The following is a 23,617-nucleotide window of genomic DNA, read 5'->3' as shown; positions in this document are numbered from 1 at the left end:
TCCCCTACTGGGCGCCGATCTCGGCGACGTCGTCGGCGGCCGCTTCGGCGGCCTCGGCCTGTTCTTCGACCTGCCAGCGCGCGAGCTGCGCCGCGTGGGCTTCCTCGGCCTCGCGGGCCTGGTCAGCGGCCTGCCGCTCGGCGATCTCGGCCAGGGCGCGCTGGGCGCGGTCGACGGTATCGGCGGTTTCGTCGGCCGAGGGCACCCGCACGGCGTCCTCGTCGACCTGCGCCGCCTCATCGGCGACCTGCTCGCGCACGTCCTCGAGGCCGGTCTCGACCACCGCCTCGACCTGCTCGGCCTCCGCTTCCCGCTGCGCGTCGGCGGCAAGCTGGGCCTCCGCCGCCTGCTCTGCGTCGGCGGCTTGGTCGGCGTCGCGTTCGGCGGCGACGTCGGCGAGTTCGTGCTCGGCGGTGATCTCGCGGTGCGGGTCCTCGGCGGCCTCGGCCTCGGCGTGTGCCTGTAGCCATTCGGCAGCCGTGACCGTCTCCTCGACGGCCGGCTCGTCGGCGTGCCGGGCGGACAGTTCCGCGGCGGCACGGTCGGCGGCCGCGCGGGTGGCCGCGGTGTGGGCGAGCCACTTTCCGCGGGCCTTCTCGGCCGTTTCGAGCTCGGCCGTGCGTGCCTCGAGCGTCTCGGCCAGCGCGGCGGCTTCGTCGGCCTCACGGCGGAGCCGCTCGCGCTCGGCCTCGTCCGTGGCGGCGTCTGCTTCGGCGGCCTGCAGGGCGGCGGTGTGGCGGTGCTGCTCGGCGGTCTCGCGGATACCGGCGAGCTCGTTGGCCACGTAGCGCGGCGCCCACGTGTTCTCCCGTTCGGCGGCCCGCACGCGCATGCGCAGCTGGCCGTCGCTCATCTCGAGCTCGTCACGGTCGGCCTCGGGCCGGCCCAGCACACGCCAGGCCGAACGCCACGAGGCGTAGGCCTCGACCTGGCCGGCCTTCGGCGGCGTGCCCAGCGCTTCGGCCGGGTCGTCGTGGCCGGTGAGCTCGCGGTGGGCGGCGACGGTGCCGACGTTGTGAACCCATTCGGCCGCCTGGTCCGGGTCATCGGGGCACAGCCCGAACGCCTCGAGGGCCCACGGTTCGGGCTCGGCGGCCTGCTGCCGGCCGAGGTCGAGCTGCCGCTGGTCGGCCGTGGCCGCCAGCGAGGTGAGGTAGGTCTGCCACTCCGGGTCGGCGACCTGGGGCACGCGCTCGGCGTAGCTGTCGGTGGTCGGGTCGAGCCGGCGCAGGGTGGTGATGCGGTGGCGCAGCACCGACGTCAGCTGCCGCGCGTCCTCGAGGCTGTCCTCGACCACGGCCGCCCGCAACACGTGCTGCGGATCGTGGCCGGCCAACTCGGCCCGGCGCAGCACCTTCGACAGGTCCGCGGCGCCGTCCTCGGCGGCGAGCTGGGCCCGCTGCTCTGCCGACAGCACACCGTCGGCGGCGAGCTGATCGAGCCACCCGGCGGTGCGGCCGGCCGTGGCGAGCTCGACGGCGTCGGCGAACAACTCGGCCGGCGTGCGCACGGACTCGACGTCCTGGGCGGATTCGGTGGCCGTGGCCAGCGCCGACCGTGTGGGGTCGGCTCCTTCGAGGGTCGCGGCGAGCACGGCGGCCGGGTTGCGGTGCAACGCCTCGGCCGTCTCCCCCGTCGCTGCGTCCTCGGCCACGGCGCGGGTGACGACGTGTGCGGTGTTGCCCTCACGGCCGCGTGAGAGGCCCACGTAGAGCGCTTCCGGGCCGGTGCGGCCGGTGACGACGATGTGGCTGGTGTCGACGGTCATGCCCTGGGCGGCGTGCACGGTCGAGGCGTAGCCGAGCGCCACGTGCTCGGCCACGTAGTCGGCGGGCAGGGTCATGCGGTCGCCGAGCTGTTCGCCCTCGGGGCCGCGGCCGACGATCGGGGCGACGACGAGGTGTCCGTCGTCGCCGGCCTCGAGGACGCGGTATTGCTCGCGGTTGATCGGGCCGCGCCGGTTGCCCTGGTAGCCGGCGAGGTCCCAGCCGTTGAGGCGGGCCTGCACCAGATCGCCGACACCGGCGTAGGTGCCTTGCAGCCCGAGCGGCACCCCGGTTTCGGAGACCTGGCCGAGCCGGACGAGTTCGGCGCGCAGTTGCGAGGACAGTTCGGCGGCCTGCTCGTTGGTGTCGACCACCAGCACGGAGTGTTTGCCGGCCAGGGTGTCGCCGAGCCAGGCGCGGGTGGCGGCCTGTTCGGTCTGCTCGATCGCGCCGCCGTCGCGCAGCCGGCCGTGGCGGTGGTACTCGTCGAGCACCGTTTCGTCGCCGGCGCGCAGGCGCAGCGAGGCCTCGCGTTCCCACTCGCCGGTGAACCGGCGGGCGTCGACGAGCTCGTAGGACGCGCCGCGGGCGGCGACCAGGTCCATACCGCCGCCGGCGCCGACCGCGGCGAGCTGCTTGTGGTCGCCGACCAACAGCAGTTTCGCCCCGGCCGCGGCGACGTGGCCGTGGATGGCCGACAGGTCGGCGGTGTCGGTCATCGCCGACTCGTCGACGACCACGACGTCGCCGGCCTGCAGGTGCCACTGCTGGTCCTCGGCGGCCGCGCTGCCACAGGCGAGGCGGTCCTGCGTGGCCAGCCAGCGCGCGACGTTGCGTGCGGCGACTCCCTCACCGGCCAGCACGTCGGTGGCGCGCTGGCTCGTGGCCAGGCCGACGACCTTCCGCGGCGTCGCATCACCCCACATCTGCGGGTCCTGCCAGGCCTTCGCCACGGTGCCGACCACGAAGGACTTGCCCGTACCGGCCGGTCCGATGAGCGATTCGACCTGCGAACCCGAGGTGAGCACGCCGCGCACGGCCGCGGCCTGGTCGGCGCCGAGCTCGATACCGCTCTCGCGGAGCTGCTGCAGGAACCGCTGCGCGCCGGCGTCGGTCATCGCCTCGCCGGCGGCCTCGGCCGTGGCGGCGGCCAGGGCGCGTTCGGTGTGGACGTGGTCCGGTGTCGCGTACAGCCGTCCGGCCGGGGCGTCGTAGGCCGAGCGTCCATCGGCCAGCCGCAGCTCGCCGGGTAGAGCCGCGTCGCCCGGACGCTGGGTATCCAGCGCGACCGCGGCGTCCAGGGCGGTGTCGGTGAGGCTGTCCAACAGCCGCGCCACGTCGGCGCCGTCGGCGAGGCCGACGTGGTCGGGCAGCGCGTCGCTGATCGCGCGGGTCAAATCGGCGCGGGTCCAGGCGGCCTTGCGTGCCTGCACGTCCGCGAGCGCGGTCTCGACCACCGCCCGCGGCGACCACTCGGCCGCCTCGGGCTGCTGCTGCCCGGTGGCCAGCACCCCGTCGGCAACGCCGGCCAGGCCGCCGGCGACCTCGGCACGCAGCTGCCGGTCCCACCGCTCCAGGCGCTCCTCAATCGTCTCGCCGTCGTGGCTCTTGGCGCTGCGAGTGGCGAACGCGGCTTGGCGCTGCAGCCGGTCAAGCTCGAGCGAGGTCGGCTTGCGGTCGAACTTGGTCTCGAACGCCTCGACCAGCTCGCGCGTGCGCTCGGTGATCGCCCGCCGCCGGTTGGAAAACAGGTCCATCACCTCGGGGGCGATGCCGACGACCTCGCGGGACTTGCCGTCCGGGCGGGTCGCGAACTCCACGCCGAGTGCGCGGCTCAGGTGCTCCTCGGTGGTGCGCTCGCCCACCGCCGAGGCCGCGCCGCGGAACTTGTGGATGGCCTTCGAATCGAGGGTGCGCCACTTGCCGTCGGCGCCCTGGACGCGGTTCAGGATCGCGTTGTGGATGTGCAGTTGCGGGTCGTGGTCGCGGTTGTCGTGCTGAAAGAAGCTCGCAACGGTCCAGTCGTGCGCGTCGATGTAGCGGCCGGCCGCTCCGCCGTGGTGGCCGATACGCGAGTAGCCGGCGTGCTCGGACAGGTAGTCCAGCGCCGCCCGGTTACCTGCCCAGATCGCGTCCTCGACGGCACGGCGGTGCGTCGCCCACGCCTCGGCTCCGGTCTCGTCCCCGGCGGTGCGGGCGGCGACCTCCTGGGCCTCGAACGCCGTGTGCAGCACGGTGATCGACTTCTGGACGCTGAACGTCGCGTCCAGGAACGCCACGTTCCGCTGCGCCCGCTTACCGGCGTCCAGTCGGAGTTCGGCGCGGCGTTCAGGACCGGCGTCCGGCTCGCGTTCCAGTGCCTCGGCGTAAAGCTGGTCCTCCGTACGGTATTTCCGTCCGGTTTGGCCCAGAGTGGACGCCTCGTCCCACTGTTCAGGCGTCCTGAACGCCTCGTCGCGCGGGTCGATGAACCGCTCGTACAGCGCGGTCATGTCCTGGCTGTCCACCAACCCCTGCAAGCCCAGCGCCTCGGCTCCTCGGCCGTACCAGCGGCCCGGCGGCTCCCCCGCGGCCACGGCGCCGGTGTAGTAGTTCTCCCGGCCCGTAGCCACGGCGCCCAACAGGTACTCCGCGCTGTGTCCCGTCGAGATCGTCAGCACCGCGACCACCCCGCAACCGGGCCGGAATCGGCCCCGCGGCGGCGCGCAGCGCCCGCCGCGGCCTCCGCGCAGGACCGCAGGTCCGCGCCCCCACGGATCGTGATGCCTAGGTGTGTTCCCTTCTTCTTCTCTTCTTCTCCTTCAAAAACCTCAACTCCTCCTCGCTCCAACTCAATCGCTACTACCTGACTCAACACTGGAAAGGCTCGAAAACTCGTCGCAGTCATCACTGGGCTTCCTGCACGTCGCTGGCGGTGACCAAATGAAGCTCGGTCGACGTCTCCCGAAGGGCTTTGAGGACTTCGCCTGCGGTGCCTCGGGACACTCCCGCCATCTCGGCCAGACGGCTCACGGTCGGCAGCGCGCCGTGCTCGTCGGAGTACTGGACGGCCGCTGCGTGGGCGCGCTCGCGCTGCGAACCGCCGGACGGCCGCGCCCCCACCGGCCCGGCAACCGGCCGCGCCTGGACAGGTTCGGACGGCGCCGCGTCCACCGGTTCCGTACGGCCGACCGGCTGGACGGGCTCCGGCTGAACGGCCGCGGGACCGGACGGCGCCTCGGACGGTTCCGGCCGGACGGCCGGAAGCTGCACGGTCGGACGCTCGTTCGCCGACGGCGCCGGCCTCGTTTCCTCGGGCGGCCGGACAACCGGCACCGCCGGGTCGACAGCCGGCACCGGACGCTCCGCCGGGGCCGGCGCATCGCTGGCCGGTGTCTCCGCCTCGGCTGGTGCGTCGTGTCCGGCGTCCTCGGCGCGGTCGGCGTGAGCGATCAGGAACAGCAGGTGCGCCGCGATCGCCGCCGCCACGGCCGGCCACGCACCGATCCCGAACCGCAACTCCGGCGACGTGGTGTGCACCCCGCCGGCGAGGTAGGCCGCCTGGGCCAGACCAGACACGCCCGCGGCCAGCACGACCACGAACCAGGCGTAGCGGCGCGCGTGGGCGGCCAGCGCGATCGTCGCGAGGTAGGCCACCAGCGCGAGCCCGTCGGTGATCACCGGGTACACCCAGGCGATCCCAGCCGGCACATGCGCGGCCACCGTGACCTCGAACAGGCCGTGTGCTGTGGCCGCCGCCGCGCCCAGCGCGACCAGCAAGCCAGGAATCCACAGTGCCCAACGGCGGATACCGCCGCGGCTCGCAGTGGTGGGCTGAGTACTCATCGGCGCATCCCTCCGCGGGTTCGGCGCGGCGCGGCGGCCGCGAACTGCTCGTCGCTCGGTTCCGGCGCGGGCCGGCGGCGACTCGTCGCCCACCACTCGGCGAGCTGGCCGGCCGAATCAGCCAGCGGGGCGACCGGCGCCCCGGCCGGGCTCGTGTGGTTCTCCAGCGAGCACTTGCCCGCCCGGGCCGACAAGCGCCGCACCACACCTGGCCGGTAGCGGTCGTGCCAGTCGGCCACCCGCAGCACGCCGCCCGACTGGTCGAAGTAGGCGCTCGACCAGGCCTGCATCAGCCACAGCAGCTCCTCGACCACCTCCGGGTGCCAGGCCCAGCAATCCGGCAGCACCTCGGCGGCGTCCGGGTAACGGAGGAACACCGTCTGCAGCCAGGCCACGAGTTCGGCCATGAGGTGCTGGGCCTGCTCGTCGTCCTCGGGCAGCGCCAGCCAGGACGCGACCGCGGTCTTCCCCGAGGCCGTGACCAACTGGCGCAACTGCTCGGCCGTCTCGGCCAACTGCTGCTCGATCGCGTCCAGCCGAGCGCCCCACGCCTCGACCGGGCCGAGCCTGTTGCCGAGCTGGTCGAAACGGCGGCGCAGCCCGTCGACTTCCAGCGCGACACCGCTCACGGCCTCGGCCGTCGCGTACTCGGGCATCTCGCTCATCGCCGCTCACCTCCGATGCGAAGGTCGGGGCGCTGGGCGATCAGCTCGTCAACCGCTGCGCCGATCTCCGGGTCGGCAGCGATCGCGGCCACGAGGCGCGCCATGCGTTCGATGCCGTCGGCCTGGCCGCGGTGGAACGGGCACAGGTCGTCGAGGTGCGGGTAGCGCGCGACCACTTCGTCGCAGGCTTCGCACTGCTCGTCGTGGGCGAACCACCACAACGGGTTGTCGGCCAGGAAGCGCCGGCCGGTCTGTGCGGAGTTCATCGGGACACACCTCCGTCCACATCGGAGTGCACGTGCTGCGGGCCGCGGGCCCGATCGACGTCGAGGTGGACGCCGAGCTTGCGGCGCGCCTTGGCGAACTTGTCCTGGGAGGCCCATTCCTCGACGCGGTCGGCGAACCGCAGCCACGCCTCGCTCCACCGCGTCAGCCGCTCGTACCGACGCGCGGCGCGAGTCTCGGCCCGCACGTCGTGGCGCTTCCACGCCATGCGCACCCGGCCGACAGCCGCCGGCATGTTCCGCCGGATCATCAGCACCCGCCCCGGAGGAAGCTGCGCGATCTGCGACTGCGTCAGCACCGGCACCCGCTGCGAGGACACCGACTTCAGCTCGCCGTCCTCATCCCAGGTCGGCGTCTCCTCGTAGCGCTCACCCGCCAGGGCCGAATACGCGGCGAGGTCCTCGGAATCCCGCGTGGCGCCGTAGATCATCAGCGCGGCGGAGTTGTTCAGGATCGTCGCGGCGCCGTCGTCACCCCAGCGCTGGCGCAACTGGCTGCGCGACTGCGCGGCGATGTGGATCGTGACGTTGCGACCGCCCATGTCGGCCGTCCAGTTGTCCAGCGGAACCGGGCAGATCAGCGCGGCCTCGTCCAGCGCCATCGTCAACGGTGGGTCCAGCCGGCCGCCGGGCTCGAACGCCGCCAGCCGCCGCGCCTCACGGGCAATGTGCCCGGTCAACGCCGTCACCAGCGGTGCGACCTGTGAATCCTCGGCGCCGAGCATGAACACCGTGCCGCGGCCGGCCAGCAACTCCGCCACGTCGAACGAACCCTCGGCCGCAGCGGCCGACGCCGTCGCATCCGTCAGCCAACCCAGCGCGGGCATGATCGTCGAACAGATCGACGACCGGGTGCGCTCGTTGGTCCCGAGGAACTGCAACGCGTCCTGCTCGAACGCTGGCTCGGGCGAGCGACGCAGGAACCGCTGTACCTCCGTGCCTGCGTTGTCCGGGTCGGCCACCCACGCGAGCACATCGCGCATCGAGCCCCCGCCCAGGGCGGCGGCGTGCATCAGCGAGGCCAACACCCGGCGGGCCTGGGACTGCCAGAACTCCATGTCCCCACCGCCGACCGAGGTCGCAGCACCCGACAGCAAGTCCGCCGCTCGCACGGTGGCCGTCTTCGGCTCCTCGCAACCCGACAGCGGGTCGAACGTCACCGACGACTCCATGCCGCCCAGACCGGACGGGTTGAACACACTCACCGGCCCCGTCCGGGCACGGCACGCCCCGGTCAGCTCCACCAGGTCGGTCCGCGTGCTGGTGGCGATCACCGCACCGGGCGCATCGAGAATGCGGCCGGCCAACTCGCCGGTCTTACCCGTGCGCGGCCCGCCCAGACGCAGCGTCACGTCCTCGATCGGCGACCACACCCGCAGCGGGCCCACCCGCGCCAGCGGCGTCGCCAGCTCGGTGATCGGCACCGTCCAGCGGCGCCACCACGACATCTGCCGCAGGTGCGGCCGCAGCACCGCGGCCTTCCGGCGCACCGCGAACCACGACGCCGTGCGCAGGATCGTCCACGGCGAGGCCACACCGTCGTTACGCTTCGACCGACGCGACCACCGCGACACCGTCCCGACCGTGCCCGTCCGACGACGCGCCACCAGCACGACCACCGTCACCAGCGGCAACGCCCCGGCGATCATCAACCACGGCCAGAACTCCTGCCCCGGCGTCTCGGCCGGCATCCGCGACATCAGCCAACCCAGGCCGAACAACGCCACACCGCCGGCAACCACTCGACGCGTGAACTTCGCGCGACTCTTCCTCGTACCCAGGCTCATGCCGCACCCCCGGACAGCGCGGCTCGTGCGGCCCATTCGGCGACGTCGACGCAGCGGCCTGCTGCGATCACCTCGTCGACCAGGCGCTCGACCACCTGGCGCGGCACGACGTAACGTCCACCGATCTTGACGGCCGGAAACCGGCCGCTGCGCAGATGCCGGTAGAGCGTCGACTGATCCATGCGCAGGAGGTCAGCGGTCTCCGCGACGTTGTAGAAGGCGAGGCGCGGCCTGTCGGCCCCTGCTCCCCCTGCCGGATTGCTTGCCTGTTCCACGGTCTCCTCCAGTTTGTTTAGACCCCTAAACTCCCTCCCCGCACTTTTGGCATGAGTGGCGTTTAGGGGGGATAAACAGCACTGTAGGGGCCCATCGCGAAGCCCGTCAAGCCCCTCTAAACTCGGGGCATGGCGGACTTGGATGACTTCGACTCGGTCCGGACAGACGACGACCCGGTACGCAGGGCACGGCGGGCAACCGCGCTGATGACGCACTACCAGCAGCGGGCCACCGAACTAGCTCGCCTGCGCAAGGCAGCCATCGAAGAAGCGCACCGCGACAAGGAACTGAGCTACACCGAGATCGCCGCAGCGCTGGGTATCTCCAAGGGCCGGATCACGCAGATCAGAGGCTCGGCCCCTGGCCCCGAGCGCGCTTTCTTCGGCGTCGGCCCAGTCGCGGTCGGCGTCCCTCTCCGCCGCGGCGAAGACCACCGCATGCGCACTTACATCGACGCGTCCGACGCGCAGGCGCAAGAACAAGCGGAAACGCTCCTCGGGAGCTTCTCGCTCGCCAGCGAACGCTTCTCGATCGAACCGGAACGGCAAGACCTTCCGGACGGCGACGCCGTCATCATCTGCGGCCCGCGCTCCGCGCCCGTGGCTCTCCTCCTGCTGGAAGAAGACGCCGAGCTCGGCTTCGCGAAGCCCGACGGCAAATGGCGCATCGAGGACCACGTCAAGAACGAGCACTACTACTCGCCACGTCTCGACGACCCGCCGACACGGGCGGAATTCGGCTACTTCGCCAGGCACAAGCACGACGGGCGCGTGATCACCCACATCGCCGGCATCACCGCCGTTGGCTCCAGTGGCGTCCTGCACTACCTCACCGAGAACATCGCCCACCTGTTCAAGGAAGCTGGCGATACCTCGTTCAGCGGGATCGTTCGCTGCACGTTCGACGAGGACGAAACGACGATCACCGGCAGTGAACTCGTGGCCGGCCCCTACGGTTGGTGATCGAATGCGTATCCACACCGCTCAGCTTCCGGACACCGCTCGCAGCCAAGACCGGGTCTTCACAACCGACCGAGCTGTCGCCGTTCTCGACGGGGCCAGCCCGTTCGCTCCGGTCGACGTGTCCACCGGGGCATACGTCGACGCGCTCGGAAATGGCATCAGCGATCAGCTACGCGCGTCCCCTGACATCGCTGTAGCCGACGCCGTGGCTCACGCTATAGCGGCTGCCGCCGATGAACTCGGCATCGAGGGAGACGCGTCTCCCTCGAGCACCGTCACCGTGTTGCGCCACGCCGACGACAGGATCGATCTCTATGTCCTGGGCGACAGCACGATCTACTACGGTGACGACCACGCCTGCCACGAGCTCGCCGACCACCGACTCGACGAGCTCCACCTTCCGGAAAGGGCCGAATACCGTCGCCGTCTCGCTCATGGCCACGGCTACGACGACACACACCGCGAACTGCTCGCGGACCTACAACGTGAACAACGGAAGCACCGGAACATCGAAGGTGGCTACTGGATCGCGGAAGCCGATCCCAGCGCCGCTCACCATGCGTTCGAGCGCAGTGTTCCAACCGGCGACATCACGTGGGCGGTACTCGCGACCGATGGTGCCTACGAACCCTTGGCCCACCTGGGCCTCGACGACTGGCGCAAGGTGTCCCGAATGGACGATGCGAGCATCGCAAGCCTGCTGCAGCGCTGCGAAACCTGGCTCAAGCAGTCCGACCCCGAGGGCGCGACACTTCCACGCTCGAAAGTCGCCGACGACATGACGATCGCTGCCGTCGACCTCCGCTCGCTATGAACCGGGCCGGTTGAGCTTCGGCATACGTCCCGCCAGCTTTGTCGCCGCTTCCTTGTCCGCAGCTCCGACCCACGCGGCGTAATGCCGCAATGTGGTGGTGCCATCGCCGTGACCGAGACGTCCGGCCACCGTGCGCAGGTCCACACCGGCGGTCAGTAGTTCCGTCGCGGAGTAGTGCCGCAGTTCCTTGAGCTTCGTCGCGATTCCCAACGACTCGACGAGCTTCGCGTATCGACGCGTGAGCGCGCTCGGGTCACGCGGGCGGCTCAGGTCCGGCTTCGCCGAGAACAGCCACGTCGTCCCCTCAAGTTTCAGGCCGAGGCTCTGCAGCTGCTCTTCGCAACTCCCCCGGTACTGCCGAAGCAGGGTCACGGTGTCGTCGTCGATCGAAACCCGCCGCGCCTGGTGCGTCTTCGTATCCTTCACCAGCATGCCGTCCGGCCCGCGCACATAGTTCTCATCGAGCAGGACGATGCCGGCGTCGCAATCAACATCGCACCACTGCAGCGCCACAATCTCGCCGCGACGCGCCCCGGTCACGGCTGACAACCAGACGTACGTCCCCCACCATTCGTCGGCGTTGAACGCGGCCTCCACGATGCGCGCCATGTCCGCCGAGGAAGGCGGCTGCGGCTGCGGGCGCCGCTTGGCCGGCAACTTCACGGCCGGCGCAGGGTTGTACGCGATCCATCCCCACCGCATCGCCGCCGACAGGGCACTACTGATGATGGCGTGGACCTGTCGCACGCTCGAGGCCGAATAGGGCGCGCAGACGTGGGGCTGACACTCGACGACCGTGCAGCCCATCGCCTCGCAGTCATGCGGCGGGTAGCCAGCCGCTGGGCGGCGACCCGGAGGGCGGCGGTGCTGCACCTCCCGACACTCGTGCGGCCCCTCGACACGATGCTCGATGAACGGCTTACCGCTGCACCGCGCACTGCACCGACGTAGGTCCGCATAGAAGCGCTCCAGCCGCTCCGACGCATCCCGCACGAGCAACACCAGCGGCACTTCCCCCAGCTCCGGCCGGATGTAGCGCTCAATGGCCGACTCGTAGTTCATCCGCGTTGTCGCATCGACCTCGTGCTGTGCCAGCCACCTGTCGAGCAGAGCACCGAAGGTCGATTTCGTCCGCGCGACCTTCAGCTCGTCCGCCTCGTTTTGCAGACGGGTCAGAACCTTCTCGGCTTCCTTGCGTGCGGCTCGCTCGGAGCGTTCGTTGCCGGGCTTCTCGATCGGAACGGTTTCAATGAGGCGGATTCGTTCCCCCGTCGCCGGGTCCTGGCCCGCTGACACTCGAACCCGGAAGCTGCTGGGCCGACGATCGATGGCGCCCCGACTCCGAGGCTTACGTGCTGCAGAAGACCCCTCCATAGGGATCAAGCTAACAAGCTCTGGGTCCAACGCTGGGTCCAAAGATCAACACAGCTGGGACAGAGTCGGCCCCAGACAGCAAGAAACCCCCTGCGTACAGGGGGTTTCTTGTGGTGCGCGCCTGTAGGGATTCGAACCCCAAACCTTCTGATCCGTAGTCAGATGCTCTATCCGTTGAGCTACAGGCGCATCGTTTTCAATTGTACCCGACGGCTTGCCGGGTCCGACGCTCGGGGTGTTCCGAGTGTCAGCGGAGGCTGCGGGATTTGAACCCGCGAGGGAGGGTTACTCCCAACCGCATTAGCAGTGCGGCGCCATAGACCGGACTAGGCGAAGCCTCCCGGGTCGGTCGCGACCACTGCCGTCATAGTTTACGCATGCCCCATGCCAGACTTCCAGCCACCCCCCTTTCGCGTGCACGACCGCACCGCGATGCGCGTGACCTGCGTGATCTCGATTTGTGTAGATCGGCTCGCGCAGACCCACAGGTGGGTGCGGGGTCGGCCCCTCGGTCTCACCGCGCCCGTCGCGGCCCGCCTCACCGCGGCCACCGAGCAGCAGCGACCACGGCGAGACCTAACCTCCACGGACGGCAACGGCGCTGCAGGACACGCCCGAGGACGCAGTCGTGCGGCAGCGCGGACGATGACCGAACGCAGGACTAAGCGCAGAACACGCGGGTCTGAGTGCAGGACACGCGCTCCCGAACGCAGGACATGCGGGTCAGGAGCGTTCGGCGTACTCCACAAAGGCCGTCAGCGCGTCCGGGTTGGCCAGCGCGTCACGGGACACGGCACGATCCGGATCGGCACCGGAGAGGATCTTCTTCACCGGCACCTCGCACTTCTTCCCGTTCAGCGTCCGGGGAACCGCGTCGACCACCACGAACCGGTCCGGCACGTGCCTCGGCGACAACGCCGCGCGCAGTTGTTTCCGCAGGTCCGGCTCCAGGTCCTCCAGGGTCACACCCTCCGCGAGCACGAGGAAGCACACCAGCTCGCCCTCCTCGCCCGCCGCTGACGTGTCGATCACCAGCGAGTCCACCACCGCCTCGTAACTCTCGACGACGCGGTAGAACTCGGCGGTGCCCATCCGCACGCCGCCGCGGTTGAGCGTCGAATCGCTGCGGCCGTAGATGATCGCCGAACCGCGCCGGGTGATCTTGATCCAGTCCCCGTGCCGCCACACACCGGGGAAGTCCTCGAAGTACGCCTCGCGCAGCCTGCTGCCGTCCGGGTCGTTCCAGAACATCACCGGCATCGACGGCATCGGCTTGGTGACCACCAGCTCGCCCACCTCGTCGACGACCGCGCGCCCGCTGTCGTCGTAGGCGTGCACCGCCGCGCCCAGGCTCCGGCACGACAGTTCACCCAGCCACACCGGCACGTCCGGAGCCGAACCGACGAACGCCGTGCACAGGTCCGTACCGCCGGAAACCGAACAGATCTGCACCTGTGGCCCAATGGCGTCGGCGATCCACCGGAAACCCTCCTCCGACAACGGAGCCCCCGTCGATCCGATCGCCCGGAGCGACGACAGGTCCAGGTCCTCGGCCGGCTTCAGGTGCGCCTTCAAGCAACTCTGCACGAACGGCGCCGACGTGCCGAACACCGTCACGCGGTGCCTGGCGGCCAGCCGCCACAGCGCACCCAGATCGGGGTGTCCGGGGCTGCCGTCGTACAGCACCACCGTCGAACCGACGAGCAGCCCGGAGATCAGGAAATTCCACATCATCCAGCCGGTCGTGGTGAACCAGAAGAACCGCTCATCCGGCCCGAGATCCTGCTGCAGCGCGAGGGCCTTCAGGTGTTCGACCGTGATGCCGCCGTGCCCCTGCACGATGCCCTTGGGCAGACCGGTCGTGCCCGACGAGTACAGGATCCACAGCGGGTGGTCGAACTCGACGGCGTCGAACGCGAGCTCGGCACCGGCATGCGCCGCGAGCAGGTCGTCCCAGCCGCGGGCGCCGGACATGGTGCCGCCGCCCTCGTAGTCGATCAGCACCGTCGAGCCGAGGTCCGGCAACTGCCCGACAAGTTCGTCGACAGTGGGGCGGATGTCGAAGGCGCGCCCGTTGTAGCGGTAACCGTTGACCGCGATCAGCACCTTCGGCTCGATCTGCGTGAACCGGTCAGCCACCGCGCGCACTCCGAAGTCCGGCGAACACGACGACCAGATCGCGCCGAGACTCGCCGTGGCCAGGAACGCCACGAGGGTCTCCGGGCAGTTCGGCGCCAGTGCCACCACGCGGTCACCCTTGCCGACGCCCAGTTCCCGCAAGCCGGCGCGCGCCGCCGCCACCTGGCCGCGCAGCTCGCCGTACGTCAGCTCCCGCTCGAGGTCGTCCTCCCGCGTGAAGATCACCGCGATCTCGTCGTCGGCCTTCGCCGCGCCCGCGACCCCACCGGTCAGGGCGTGCTCGGCGTAGTTCAGCGTGCCGTCCGCGAACCACGTCGTGCCCGGCATTTCCGGTTCCGCCAGCACCCGGCCCGGTTCGTCGTGCCAGATCACACCCAGATACTCGGCGACGGCCGACCAGAAATCGCCGAGGGACGTCGTCGAGAACTCGTGCAGCTGCGCATAGTTCTTCGTGGTCACGCCGCGCTCGTCGGCCAGCCACCGGCGGAAATCCGCCACTCGCGTCCGCTCGACCTGCTCCGGCGTCGGCGTCCACAGAACCTCGGGGATGCCGCTGCCGGCAGACGTGCTGCCTCCTGATGTGCGGGTGCCTTCCGGTGCGCCCGTGCTCGTGGCGTCGCTGCCCTGCGTGCTCATGCCCGCGACCTTAGGTCAGATCGTCGACCATTTCCTCGGCCATGCCCCGCAATCTCGCCGCATCGGCAGGCGTCACGGTCACCCAGTCACCGAGTTTGCGCAGCGCGTAGCGGCCGTGCTCGGTATCGACCCAGTTCACGGTGCCCGGCGTGCGTCCCCGTGTGCGCGAGGTCGCACCGACGTACCCGCCCGCGCGCCTGCCCTCGATCGCGCGCAGGAACATCGACGCCTGCGACGACCGCACCCCGGCCTCGGCCAGCGCGTCCAGGAATCCGCTCGCGCCCTCGTGGTCACCCGCGCGGCACGCCCGCCGGTAATCCGCGTAGCCGACGTTCGCCGGCGCTCCCGAACCTGCTTCGACCTCCGGCAACGCCCCGAACATCGTCGGAATCAACTCGGCCGGCCGCACCGGCCCGACGAGTACCTCCTGCCCCGACGTGCGCGCCGCCACGGCGCCGCGCTCACGGATGACGCCGTAGGAGCGGAAAGAGGTGTCGGCTCCCGATGCGTTCAGGTCCACCGACACGTCCGGAGCGGCCAGCGTGCGCAGCAGGTCCGCGAGGTCACGGTCCGGCGAGCGCACCGTGCCCAGTCCGCGGTCGGCGAGCGACTCGTCGGCCAGTGCGATCAGTTCCGCGCGGTACGACTCCGTGGCCCCGGCCCGCGGCACACCGAGCACGGTCGGCATGTCACCGAGCTCGAGCGTCCGCCACAGCAGGTAGAACTCGCCCGGGTGGAGCGTGATCCATCCGGAAGCCTCGTCACGCACCCGTTGTCACTCGTCCCCGCGCCAGTTGCGTTCACCGATGACCGGCGGCACGACCTGACCCACCGGCATGCCCCAGACGTCGTCCTCCTCCTGCAGGTAGGACGGCGAGTTGTGCTCGGCCTCCTCGTCCTGGTTGGGCCGTGTGCCCGCACCGCCCATCATGCCCATCGGCGCGCCGCCGGCACTGCGCGCGGCACCGGCGGCCGACGCGGCCTGCCCGCCGCCGGCACCCGTCGGCGCACCCGCCGCACCGGCACCGGTCTGCATCCCGGATGCGGGCGCGCCACCGGTGGCTCCCGCCATCATTCCCGACGCCGCGCCCGCGGCCAGCGGCGCCGCGACGACACCGGGCGTGAATCCACTGCCACCACCGGACGGCTGCGGCCCGACCTGATGCGACGGATCGGTGCCAGGGTCCTCCGGCGACGGCGCGGGCTCGCCCGGCTCGCGCGGATCGTCCTTGATGATGTCCTCGCCCGGCATGACGAACTGCGGCACACCGCGGAACACGTTGCCCGATTCGAGCTGGTAGGTCCGCATCACCTGGGCTGCCTGGCGGTGCAGTTCCTCGCGCTGCTCGGTGGTGGAGATCGGGTCGAGCGGCAGCTCGGCCGCGTCGGCGAACCCACCACCCCCGCCACCGGAGCCCGCACCGGCGGACCCCGCGGAACCGCCGAGCCCACCGGAACCGCCGAACCCGCCCGAACCGGAGGGCCCGCCACCCAGCGCCCATCCGCCGTCGCCGGGACGCCGCCCCGCGGTACCTCCCGTACCGCCGGAATCGCCGTCACCCAGCACGTCGATCTCCCCGGGCAGCCCGGCACGCCGGCCGGTGTCCGCATCCGGGCCGCCGAGGGCCACGACGTCGTCCCCGTCGTCGTAGGGCGCGAACTCGTGCGGCGCGATCGGCTCGGCCGGCAGCATCGGCGGCCGCCACGGCCACGGATACGACAACAGCGGAGGCTCCGGCATGTTGTTCTTCGCCCACTGCGCCAGGTGCGCCTGCGCCTGGATCGCCGTGCCGACGCCGTGACTGTCCCGCGCGGTCTGATCGGTCCACGTCGACAGCTGTTCGACGCGCTGGCGGGCCTGGTCGACGCCGCCGCCCTGCCAGCCTTCCGCGGCATCGCGCAACGCGGTGCGGAGGCTGTCGCCGATGTCCTGCAGTTCGGCGCCGAGCTTGGCCCACTTGTTCGCCACCTGCTCGGCCGTTTCCGCGTCGACCCCCATCGTGGCCATGCGGTGCAGTTCCCGGTGCGGCAGGGCCTGCCAGTCGAACTCCGATTCCAACGCGTCCTTGCCGGGCGGCGGACCCTCCGGCTCCCGCGGCGGCCACGGCAGCGGCAGGCATTTCGCGATCACTCGAACCTCCCGATGCGCTGCAGGTCTTCGCCGGCCTCCTCGTCGGCCGTGGTGATCATGCCGGCCGCGGCGCGCACGATGCCCTCGAGCTTCTCCAACTGCGCGGCGTAGGCCGTGAGTACGGGCAGCGCGGCGTTGGCGTCGCCCTCCGCGGCTCCCCGGAGCCGTTCGGCAAGCGTTTCGCCGACGAAGTTGTCACCGAACCGCAGCGGCGCGGCGATGTTCTCGCCCGCGTCGGCGATGAGCCGGTGGACGTGCCCCTGCAGCTGCATGAGCGTCGCGAGCAGGTTGTGGGCGGCGCCCTCGTCGAGGCGCAACTCGCCGCTGTCGATCTGCTCGCGGACCTGGTTCAGCTCCTCGGCCACCGGGACGAGCCTGTCCGCCGCACCACCGGCGAAGTCCAACGCAGGCGCGGTCGGCGGCGCGCCGACAGGGCCGGCGCCGTCCCCAAGGCCGACCGGCTGGCCCGCCGCGCCGTCGTCGCGCGCCGTGCTGGGTTCGGTCACGATCACACCCCCGGTCGACTAGATGTCCGTCACTGTAACTGTGACGCACTCGGCTGCCGACCGGTTCGCACGATTTCGCATCCCTCGACCAGCAGGACTCGGGCCGCGTTAAGTTGAGGTGACACCACGCGGCCGACCGCGTGGAACCGGCCTGCGGAGCGATCCCGCAGACCGGACCCGCCCGCACAACCGGATCGAGAGCAGGGAGCCCTCACCGTGTCCAGCGCATCCCAGTCCCCGGCGGACCCGTCCGCGCCGCAGCTCCGCACCAGGCCCGACCTGGAGAGCCTGCCCGCCTACGTCGCGGGACGGACCGTGCCGGGAGCGGTGAAGCTGGCCAGCAACGAGACGCCGCTGGGACCGCTGCCGAGCGTCGCCCGCGCCATCGCCGACGCCGCCGCCGAGGTGAACCGCTACCCGGACATGGTGTCGACGGCCCTGACCGAGCGGCTCTCCCGCGAACTCGACGTGCCCACCGAGCGGATCACCGTCGGATGCGGATCCGTGGCGCTGTGCCAACAGCTCGTGCAGGCGATGTGCGCGCCCGGTGAGGAAGTGGTCTACGCGTGGCGCTCGTTCGAGGCCTATCCGATCGCCACGCAGATCGCCAACGCCGCGGCCGCCCCGGTGCCGCTGGACGAGGGGCACGTCCACGACCTCGACGCCATGCTCGCCGCGATCACCCCCGCCACGCGCCTGGTGTTCGTGTGCAACCCGAACAACCCGACGGGCACGGTCGTCGGAAGGGAGGCGCTCACCCGTTTCCTCGACGCCGTGCCGTCGCACGTGCTGGTGGTCCTCGACGAGGCGTACCGCGAGTTCGTGACCGACGACGACGTGCCCGACGGCGTCGAACTGGCCCGCCACTACCCGAACGTGCTCGTGCTGCGGACGTTCTCCAAGGCATACGGGCTCGCGGGCCTGCGCGTCGGATACGGCGTCGGCCCCGCCGAGGTGATCACGGCACTGCGCAAGGTCTACGTGCCGTTCAGCACCAACGCACTGGCCCAGCGCGCGGCGATCGCCTCGCTCGACGCGGCCGGCGAACTGATGGAGCGCTGCCGGGCGATCATCGCGGAGCGGACGCGGGTCGTGGCCGCCTTGCGGGACACCGGGTTCGAGGTGCCGGAGACGCAGGCCAACTTCCTGTGGCTGCCGCTGCGCGAACGCACCGGGGAGTTCACCGAGCACGCCCTGGAACACAAGGTCGTCGTGCGCGGCTACGCCCCGGACGGCGTGCGCGTGACCATCGGCCAGCCCGAGGAGAACGACATGCTGCTGGCCGCCGCCCGCGCGTTCCCGCTCGGCTAGCGGGACGCGGAACCTGCGGCTGGCGACACGGCGGACAGCAGGGACAGCAGCGTGCGGTTGGCGCCGACGTCGATGCCGTGCCGATCGCCGAGACGGACGACGGTGCCCGTCAGCCCGTCGTGTTCGAGTGGCCTGCCGGCGTCGCGGTCCTGCAGCATCGACGTGGTGCTGCCGGGCGCAAGCGTTTGCAACCAGGTGAGGACGTCCCGGGCGTCGGCGTCGGTCAGGCGGGCACCCTCGGCGTTCGCGACGGCCACCGCCTCGGTCAGCACCCGCATCGCCAGCTCCGCGACCTGCTGCTCCGCGAGCACCTCGACCCGCCGCCCCGTCAAGGCGGTGATCGGGTTCGCCGAGACGTTGGTGAGCATCTTCCGCCACGCCGCCGTGGCGAAGTCCGCCGACCGTTCGACAACCAGGCCCGCGCCGGCCAGCAGATCGGCCACCGGCGCCGCCTCGTCGGTTCCCGGGACGACGAGATCGCAGTCGCTGCGGCGCGTGCGCACGACACCCGGCGCGACCCGTTCGGCGTTGACGTAGACCAGCGCGGGCACGACAACCCCCACCGAACCAACCCCCACCGAACCGGCCCCGCGGTGACTCCCGCCGGCTCCGCCGATGAGCGGGCCGACCCGTTCGGCCTGGTCGACGCCGTTCTGCGCCACGAGGACGTCGCCGCCGGTCGAGGTGAGCGCCGCGAGCCAGCCCGCGGCACCGCCGGTGTCGTGGATCTTCGTGGCGAGGATCGTCAGTGCCACCGGACCGACGCCGGCGGGCTCGGCCGCCCAGCGCACGGGATACGTCGCCGTGCCGCCGGCGCCGACGACCTCGATGCTCGACAGCGGCCTCCTGCCGCACGCCACGACGTCGTGCCCGGCCGCGGCCAACGCCCCGGCGAGGGCCGTCCCGACGGCTCCCATCCCGACGACCGCGACCGTCACGCCGCCGGTCACTCCCGGGTTCACAGCTGCTGCACCACCAGTTGGACGGCCGCTGCCGCGCCGACGACGACGATCACGCCGCGCAGCACGCGGGGCGGCAACTTCCTGCCGATCTTCGCGCCCAGCTGCCCGCCGATGACCGACCCAACGGCCAGCAGCGCCACAACCGGCCAGCTGATCGGCGCGACGAAGGCGTACACCGTGCCCGCGACGATGTTGACGGCCGCGGACAGCACGTTCTTGATGCCGTTGAGCGTCTGCAACGGCAGGGTCATGAGGATGCCCATGACCGCCATCAGCATCACGCCCTGCGCAGCGGTGAAGTACCCGCCGTAGATGCCGATCAGGAAGATCAGCGTCACGAGCCCCACGGCGCCCTTCGCGGACGTCGATCCGCCGTCGGTGTCGTCGACACCCGCACGCTGCCGTCTGCGCGTCACCCACGCCGACACCTTCGGCTGCACCAGCACCAGCACCAGCGCCAGCACGATGAGCACCGGAACGATCGTCTCGAAGGCATCGGGGGGCAGCGACAGCAACAGGATGGTCCCGACCACGGCGCCAAGCACCGACGCGGGCAGGAACGACAGCAGGACACGCCCGTGGCCGCGCAGTTCGTGGCGGTACCCGATCGCGCCGCTGACACTCCCGGGCGCGAGCCCGATCGCGTTCGAGGTCGTCGCGGTGACGGGCGGATAGCCGAGCGCCACGAGCACCGGGAACGTCACCAGCGTCCCGGAGCCGACGACGGTGTTGATCATCCCGGCCCAGACGCCGGCTATCGCGATGAGAACGGCATGCCACCAGATCACCCGGCGACGATAGGCCGCCCCGGTGGGCCGCCGTCCCCCGCGGGCACGCAGGCGTGGCGGGACTCACCGCCTACGACGTTTCCCACTCACGGCCACGGGTAATCCTGCCGCGGGCCGCAGGCGGAGTGAACGCGTCGTGCGGACTGAGTGACGAGGAGGTACAAGTGGGTGACAGACGGTCACGGTCACCGGTCATCATCGAGGCAAGACACCCATGGCCCGAACGAGGCCCGTCCCCACTGAGGTGAAAGTGACAGAGACAGAGTCGACAGGGCGCGCGCAACCGGCCGGCGGCGAGCAGCAGGACGTCCTCGCCGCCGAGAACGACATCGAGGTGCGCCTCGGTGCGAGCCTGACGCACCTGCCCATCGTCCGGTCGATCGCGGCCAACCTCGCCGTCCGCGCCGACTTCGACATCGATGCCATCTCCGACCTGCGGCTAGCCGTCGACGAGGCCTGCTCCACGTTGATCACCAGCGCCGAGAACGGCTCCGCCATGCAATGCCGCTTCACGATCGAATCCGACGAGCTCCGCTTCCACGGCACGGTCCCCTCCTCGGACCGGGAACCGCCCAGCACGGCCTCGTTCGGCTGGAAGGTCCTGACCACGCTCGCCGACTCGGCGACCACGTGGCTCGAACCGGCAGCCGACATCTCGCCCGACGGCGCGGCACCCGGCGACGCGCCCGACGGAACCCACGGCCGGGTGCACGTCGAAGTGACCAAACGAAAGCCGACGCTTACGTGACCGAATCCACCAAACGCGGATCGCGTGGTTCCTCCGAAGACTACGAGCACCTGATCCCGCTGTTCGACGAGCTGGTGACGCTGGAGGAGAACGACCCCCGGCGCGCCGAGCTGCGGGAGGCACTCGTACGCGGGCACCTACCGCTGGCCGAGCACATCGCCCAGCGATTCTCAGGACGCGGCGTGGCCAAGGAAGACCTCGTGCAGGTGGCGCGCGTCGGCCTGATCAACGCGGTCGACCGGTTCGACCCCCGTCGCGGCTCGGACTTCCTGTCGTTCGCCGTGCCGACCGTGATGGGCGAGGTGCGCCGCCACTTCCGCGACACCGGCTGGGTGATCCGGGTGCCGCGCCGGCTCAAAGAGCTGCACCTGTCGATCAACAGCGCGAGCACGCAGCTGTCGCAGCGGCTCGGCAGGGCACCGACGCCGAGCGAGATCGCCGAACATCTGGGCATCTCGCAGGACGCCGTGTTCGAAGGACTCGACGCCGGTAACGCCTACCACTCGATGTCGCTCGACGAGGTGCTCTCCGGCGAGGTCGAGAACCTCGCACTCGGCGACACCCTGGGCGAGGAGGACGCCGCGCTGACCGGCGTCGAGAACCACGAGACCCTGCAGCCCCTCGTGAGGCAGCTTCCCGAACGGGAACGCAAGATCCTCGCCCTGCGCTTCGTCCACAACCTCACGCAGACCCAGATCGCCGAGCAGGTCGGCATTTCGCAGATGCACGTCTCCCGCCTGCTGGCCCGCACCCTCGCCAAACTCCGGCAGGGCCTCGCCGACGAGACCTGACCGCGCATCCGCAGGCCCGGCTGCCGTGATCGGCCCCGACCACCCGCCTGCCACCGGTCCACCGCCCGTTCTAGCGCCGCTCTCGTCGCTCGCTTTCGCGCCGCTCACTTTCCCGCCGCCCGCCTCTGCGCCTTACCATCGGCCCGTGCCCCGACCCCGGCTCCCGCAGCGGCTGCGCCCCGTACTGCGCACCAGCCTCGGCCTCGCCGCGCTCGGCTTCTGCTCGAGCTTCTTCGGCGCGGGCGTGGTGTTCCTCGTCCTGCTGCTCCAGGGAGTTCCCGAGGGCGCGCAGGGCACCGAGTGGATCATCGCGGTCGTCGCGGCCGGGTACGTACTGCTCTCGGTGCTGGTCGGCACGACGTGGGCGGTGTTCCTGCAGCGGCGCACCGTGGTGTGGTTCGTCCTCGGCAACACACCCACCCGTGACGAGGCGCGCCGTGCGCTGCGACTGCCGCTTCACCTGGCCAAGGTCAGCGGAACGCTGTGGCTGGGCGGGATCGTGGTGCTGGGCACGCTGACCGCGGTGTTCGGCACGTGGTTCGACGCGATGGGTGTCGCGTTGGCGATCGGGCTGGGCGGGATCGCGACCGTCGGGCTCAACTACCTGGCGACCGAGTGGGTGGCCAGGCCGCTGCTGGCGACGGCGCTGCGCTCGGTGCCGCCCGGCGAGTCGCTCGCGACGACGGTGCTCGCACGGCTCGTCGTGACGTGGCTGCTCGCGAGCGGCGCGCCCATGATCGGGGTGCTGATCCTGGTGCTGCCACCGGACCTCGGCGGTGATCCCCAGTACAGCCTCATCACGCTGTCCATTCTCGGGCTGCTGCTCGGGGCGGCCGCGACGTTCCTGCTGGCGCGTTCGGTCGCGTCGCCGCTGCACCGGCTGCGCGACGCGCTCGGCGAGATCGCCCGCGGCCGCCGCGACGTGGCCGTCGGCGTGGACGACGCGAGCGAGATCGGCATGCTGCAGGCGTCGGTCAACGACCTGACCACGGGCCTGCGCGAACAGGAACGCATGCGCGACCTGTTCGGCAGGCACGTCGGCGACGAGGTGGCGCGGCACGCCCTCGAACACGGCGTGTCCATGTCCGGCGACGTGCGCGTGGTGACGGCCCTGTTCGTCGACGTGGTCGACTCGACCAGCCTCGCCGCGGAACTCGCGCCCGACGAGGTGGCACGCAAGCTGAACGGCCTGTTCGCCGCGGTCGTCGAAGCGGTCAGCACCCACGGCGGCCTGGTCAACAAGTTCCAGGGTGACGCGGCGATGTGCGTCTTCGGCGCGCCCACCCGCCACGCCGACCCGGCGACGTCGGCACTGCGCACGGCACGGGCGATCCGCGACGCCGTCACCGCGTCCGGCGAACTCGACCTGGGCATCGGCGTCGCGACCGGCCCCGCGTTCGCGGGCCAACTCGGCACCGCGACCCGGTTCGAATACACCGTGATCGGCGACGCCGTGAACGAGGCGGCCCGGCTCACCGAGCACGCCAAGCACGCAGACGGGCGCATCCTCGCCAGCCGGGCGGCGCTCGACGCCGCGTGCGACGCCGAACGCGGCCTGTGGCACACGTACGAGACGTACCAACTGCGCGGCCGCAGCGAACCGACGGAGACCTGGTCGACCCCGCCCGGTGAGGCAGCGTCACCAATCGGTTCGCCGGCCCGTTCGGATGCAGATCCGGGTCCGGGGCTGGCCGCGGAGGCGGATGCGACGCCGGATCTGCGTTGATGAACCCTCATGCTCGTTACGTCATGACCGGCACCATGAGCAGCCCGTTTCCGGAAGGCGCCGGCTGACCTTCTGTTCGGGGATGATTGCGGTCGTACGCGCTGAAGCGCCGACCCTGGTCGTCCC

Annotated in this window: 19 protein-coding genes and 2 tRNA genes; 6 read left to right on the top strand and 15 right to left on the bottom strand. The window is 71.0% G+C overall.

The features are described 5' to 3' along the window. Window positions 1-4: 4 nt before the first annotated feature. The 6 genes from mobF to LY40_RS09000 form a co-directional block, all read right to left on the bottom strand. A complete protein-coding gene (mobF, locus tag LY40_RS09025) occupies window positions 5-4,426 on the bottom strand; it encodes a MobF family relaxase (protein ID WP_258936521.1) in 4,422 nt (1,473 codons plus the stop codon). A 226-nt stretch (window positions 4,427-4,652) separates the two neighbouring features. Continuing rightward, on the bottom strand, window positions 4,653-5,591 hold the full coding sequence (locus LY40_RS09020) for a hypothetical protein (protein WP_258936520.1): 939 nt from the start codon (window positions 5,589-5,591) through the stop codon (window positions 4,653-4,655). Then, window positions 5,588-6,256 (bottom strand): hypothetical protein, encoded by a 669-nt coding sequence (locus LY40_RS09015; protein ID WP_258936519.1) that lies wholly within the window; start codon window positions 6,254-6,256, stop codon window positions 5,588-5,590. Before LY40_RS09015 ends, LY40_RS09020 begins: the two co-directional genes overlap by 4 nt. Then, entirely contained in the window at window positions 6,253-6,522 is a 270-nt protein-coding gene (locus LY40_RS09010) for a hypothetical protein (RefSeq protein WP_258936518.1), read from the bottom strand. The genes LY40_RS09015 and LY40_RS09010 overlap by 4 nt, the downstream gene beginning before the upstream one ends. After that, window positions 6,519-8,327, bottom strand: coding sequence for a type IV secretory system conjugative DNA transfer family protein (locus LY40_RS09005; protein WP_258936517.1), 1,809 nt, complete (start codon window positions 8,325-8,327; stop codon window positions 6,519-6,521). The genes LY40_RS09010 and LY40_RS09005 overlap by 4 nt, the downstream gene beginning before the upstream one ends. Further along, window positions 8,324-8,602 (bottom strand): helix-turn-helix domain-containing protein, encoded by a 279-nt coding sequence (locus LY40_RS09000; protein WP_258936516.1) that lies wholly within the window; start codon window positions 8,600-8,602, stop codon window positions 8,324-8,326. The genes LY40_RS09005 and LY40_RS09000 overlap by 4 nt, the downstream gene beginning before the upstream one ends. A 129-nt stretch (window positions 8,603-8,731) precedes the next feature. Between LY40_RS09000 and LY40_RS08995 the strand changes: the two genes are divergently transcribed. Beyond that, the gene (locus LY40_RS08995) at window positions 8,732-9,565 is read left to right on the top strand and encodes a hypothetical protein (protein ID WP_258936515.1); all 834 of its coding nucleotides are present in this window, start codon (window positions 8,732-8,734) and stop codon (window positions 9,563-9,565) included. A 4-nt stretch (window positions 9,566-9,569) separates the two neighbouring features. Continuing rightward, entirely contained in the window at window positions 9,570-10,379 is an 810-nt protein-coding gene (locus LY40_RS08990; RefSeq protein WP_258936514.1) for a protein phosphatase 2C domain-containing protein, read from the top strand. On the opposite strand, the gene LY40_RS08985 is transcribed toward LY40_RS08990, so the two are convergent. The 7 genes from LY40_RS08985 to LY40_RS08955 all read right to left on the bottom strand — a co-directional run bounded on the left by LY40_RS08985 (window position 10,374) and on the right by LY40_RS08955 (window position 17,165). Continuing rightward, the gene (locus LY40_RS08985) at window positions 10,374-11,675 is read right to left on the bottom strand and encodes a site-specific integrase (RefSeq protein ID WP_258936513.1); all 1,302 of its coding nucleotides are present in this window, start codon (window positions 11,673-11,675) and stop codon (window positions 10,374-10,376) included. The genes LY40_RS08990 and LY40_RS08985 overlap by 6 nt on opposite strands. Before the next feature lie 194 nt (window positions 11,676-11,869). Continuing rightward, window positions 11,870-11,942, bottom strand: a tRNA-Arg gene (locus LY40_RS08980). Between the two features lie 62 nt (window positions 11,943-12,004). Then, window positions 12,005-12,094: transfer RNA gene (locus tag LY40_RS08975), tRNA-Ser, on the bottom strand. Between the two features lie 382 nt (window positions 12,095-12,476). Then, a complete protein-coding gene (locus LY40_RS08970; protein ID WP_258936512.1) occupies window positions 12,477-14,528 on the bottom strand; it encodes an acetoacetate--CoA ligase in 2,052 nt (683 codons plus the stop codon). A gap of 10 nt (window positions 14,529-14,538) precedes the next feature. Next, window positions 14,539-15,297, bottom strand: a complete 759-nt coding sequence (locus LY40_RS08965) for an ESX secretion-associated protein EspG (RefSeq protein WP_183780374.1) — start codon at window positions 15,295-15,297, stop codon at window positions 14,539-14,541. A gap of 6 nt (window positions 15,298-15,303) precedes the next feature. Further along, complete coding sequence (locus LY40_RS08960) at window positions 15,304-16,659, bottom strand: PPE domain-containing protein (protein ID WP_183780377.1); 1,356 nt, start codon at window positions 16,657-16,659, stop codon at window positions 15,304-15,306. Then, window positions 16,656-17,165 carry a hypothetical protein gene (locus LY40_RS08955; RefSeq protein WP_258936511.1) on the bottom strand — a complete coding sequence of 170 codons (510 nt, stop codon included), beginning with the start codon at window positions 17,163-17,165 and terminating at the stop codon, window positions 16,656-16,658. Before LY40_RS08955 ends, LY40_RS08960 begins: the two co-directional genes overlap by 4 nt. Before the next feature lie 216 nt (window positions 17,166-17,381). On the opposite strand from LY40_RS08955, the gene hisC reads away from it, so the two are divergent. After that, window positions 17,382-18,476: a histidinol-phosphate transaminase gene (hisC, locus tag LY40_RS08950; RefSeq protein WP_183780383.1), complete on the top strand. Its 1,095-nt coding sequence runs from the start codon at window positions 17,382-17,384 to the stop codon at window positions 18,474-18,476. On the opposite strand, the gene LY40_RS08945 is transcribed toward hisC, so the two are convergent. Both LY40_RS08945 and LY40_RS08940 read right to left on the bottom strand, forming a co-directional pair. Beyond that, complete coding sequence (locus LY40_RS08945; protein WP_258936510.1) at window positions 18,473-19,438, bottom strand: ketopantoate reductase family protein; 966 nt, start codon at window positions 19,436-19,438, stop codon at window positions 18,473-18,475. The genes hisC and LY40_RS08945 overlap by 4 nt on opposite strands. Beyond that, a complete protein-coding gene (locus LY40_RS08940) occupies window positions 19,435-20,226 on the bottom strand; it encodes a sulfite exporter TauE/SafE family protein (RefSeq protein WP_258936509.1) in 792 nt (263 codons plus the stop codon). The genes LY40_RS08945 and LY40_RS08940 overlap by 4 nt, the downstream gene beginning before the upstream one ends. Before the next feature lie 250 nt (window positions 20,227-20,476). On the opposite strand from LY40_RS08940, the gene LY40_RS08935 reads away from it, so the two are divergent. The 3 genes from LY40_RS08935 (at window position 20,477) to LY40_RS08925 (ending at window position 23,491) form a co-directional block, all read left to right on the top strand. Next, complete coding sequence (locus tag LY40_RS08935) at window positions 20,477-20,974, top strand: ATP-binding protein (RefSeq protein WP_258936508.1); 498 nt, start codon at window positions 20,477-20,479, stop codon at window positions 20,972-20,974. Then, window positions 20,971-21,765: a SigB/SigF/SigG family RNA polymerase sigma factor gene (locus tag LY40_RS08930; protein ID WP_183780393.1), complete on the top strand. Its 795-nt coding sequence runs from the start codon at window positions 20,971-20,973 to the stop codon at window positions 21,763-21,765. The genes LY40_RS08935 and LY40_RS08930 overlap by 4 nt, the downstream gene beginning before the upstream one ends. Before the next feature lie 145 nt (window positions 21,766-21,910). After that, entirely contained in the window at window positions 21,911-23,491 is a 1,581-nt protein-coding gene (locus LY40_RS08925; protein WP_258936507.1) for an adenylate/guanylate cyclase domain-containing protein, read from the top strand. Window positions 23,492-23,617: the final 126 nt, after the last annotated feature.

It is taken from the genome of Prauserella salsuginis, assembly GCF_024648885.1.
Lineage (GTDB): Bacteria > Actinomycetota > Actinomycetes > Mycobacteriales > Pseudonocardiaceae > Prauserella > Prauserella salsuginis.
The sequence above is the reverse complement of the archived record's forward strand: the minus strand, read 5'-3'. Positions and strand labels throughout refer to the sequence as shown.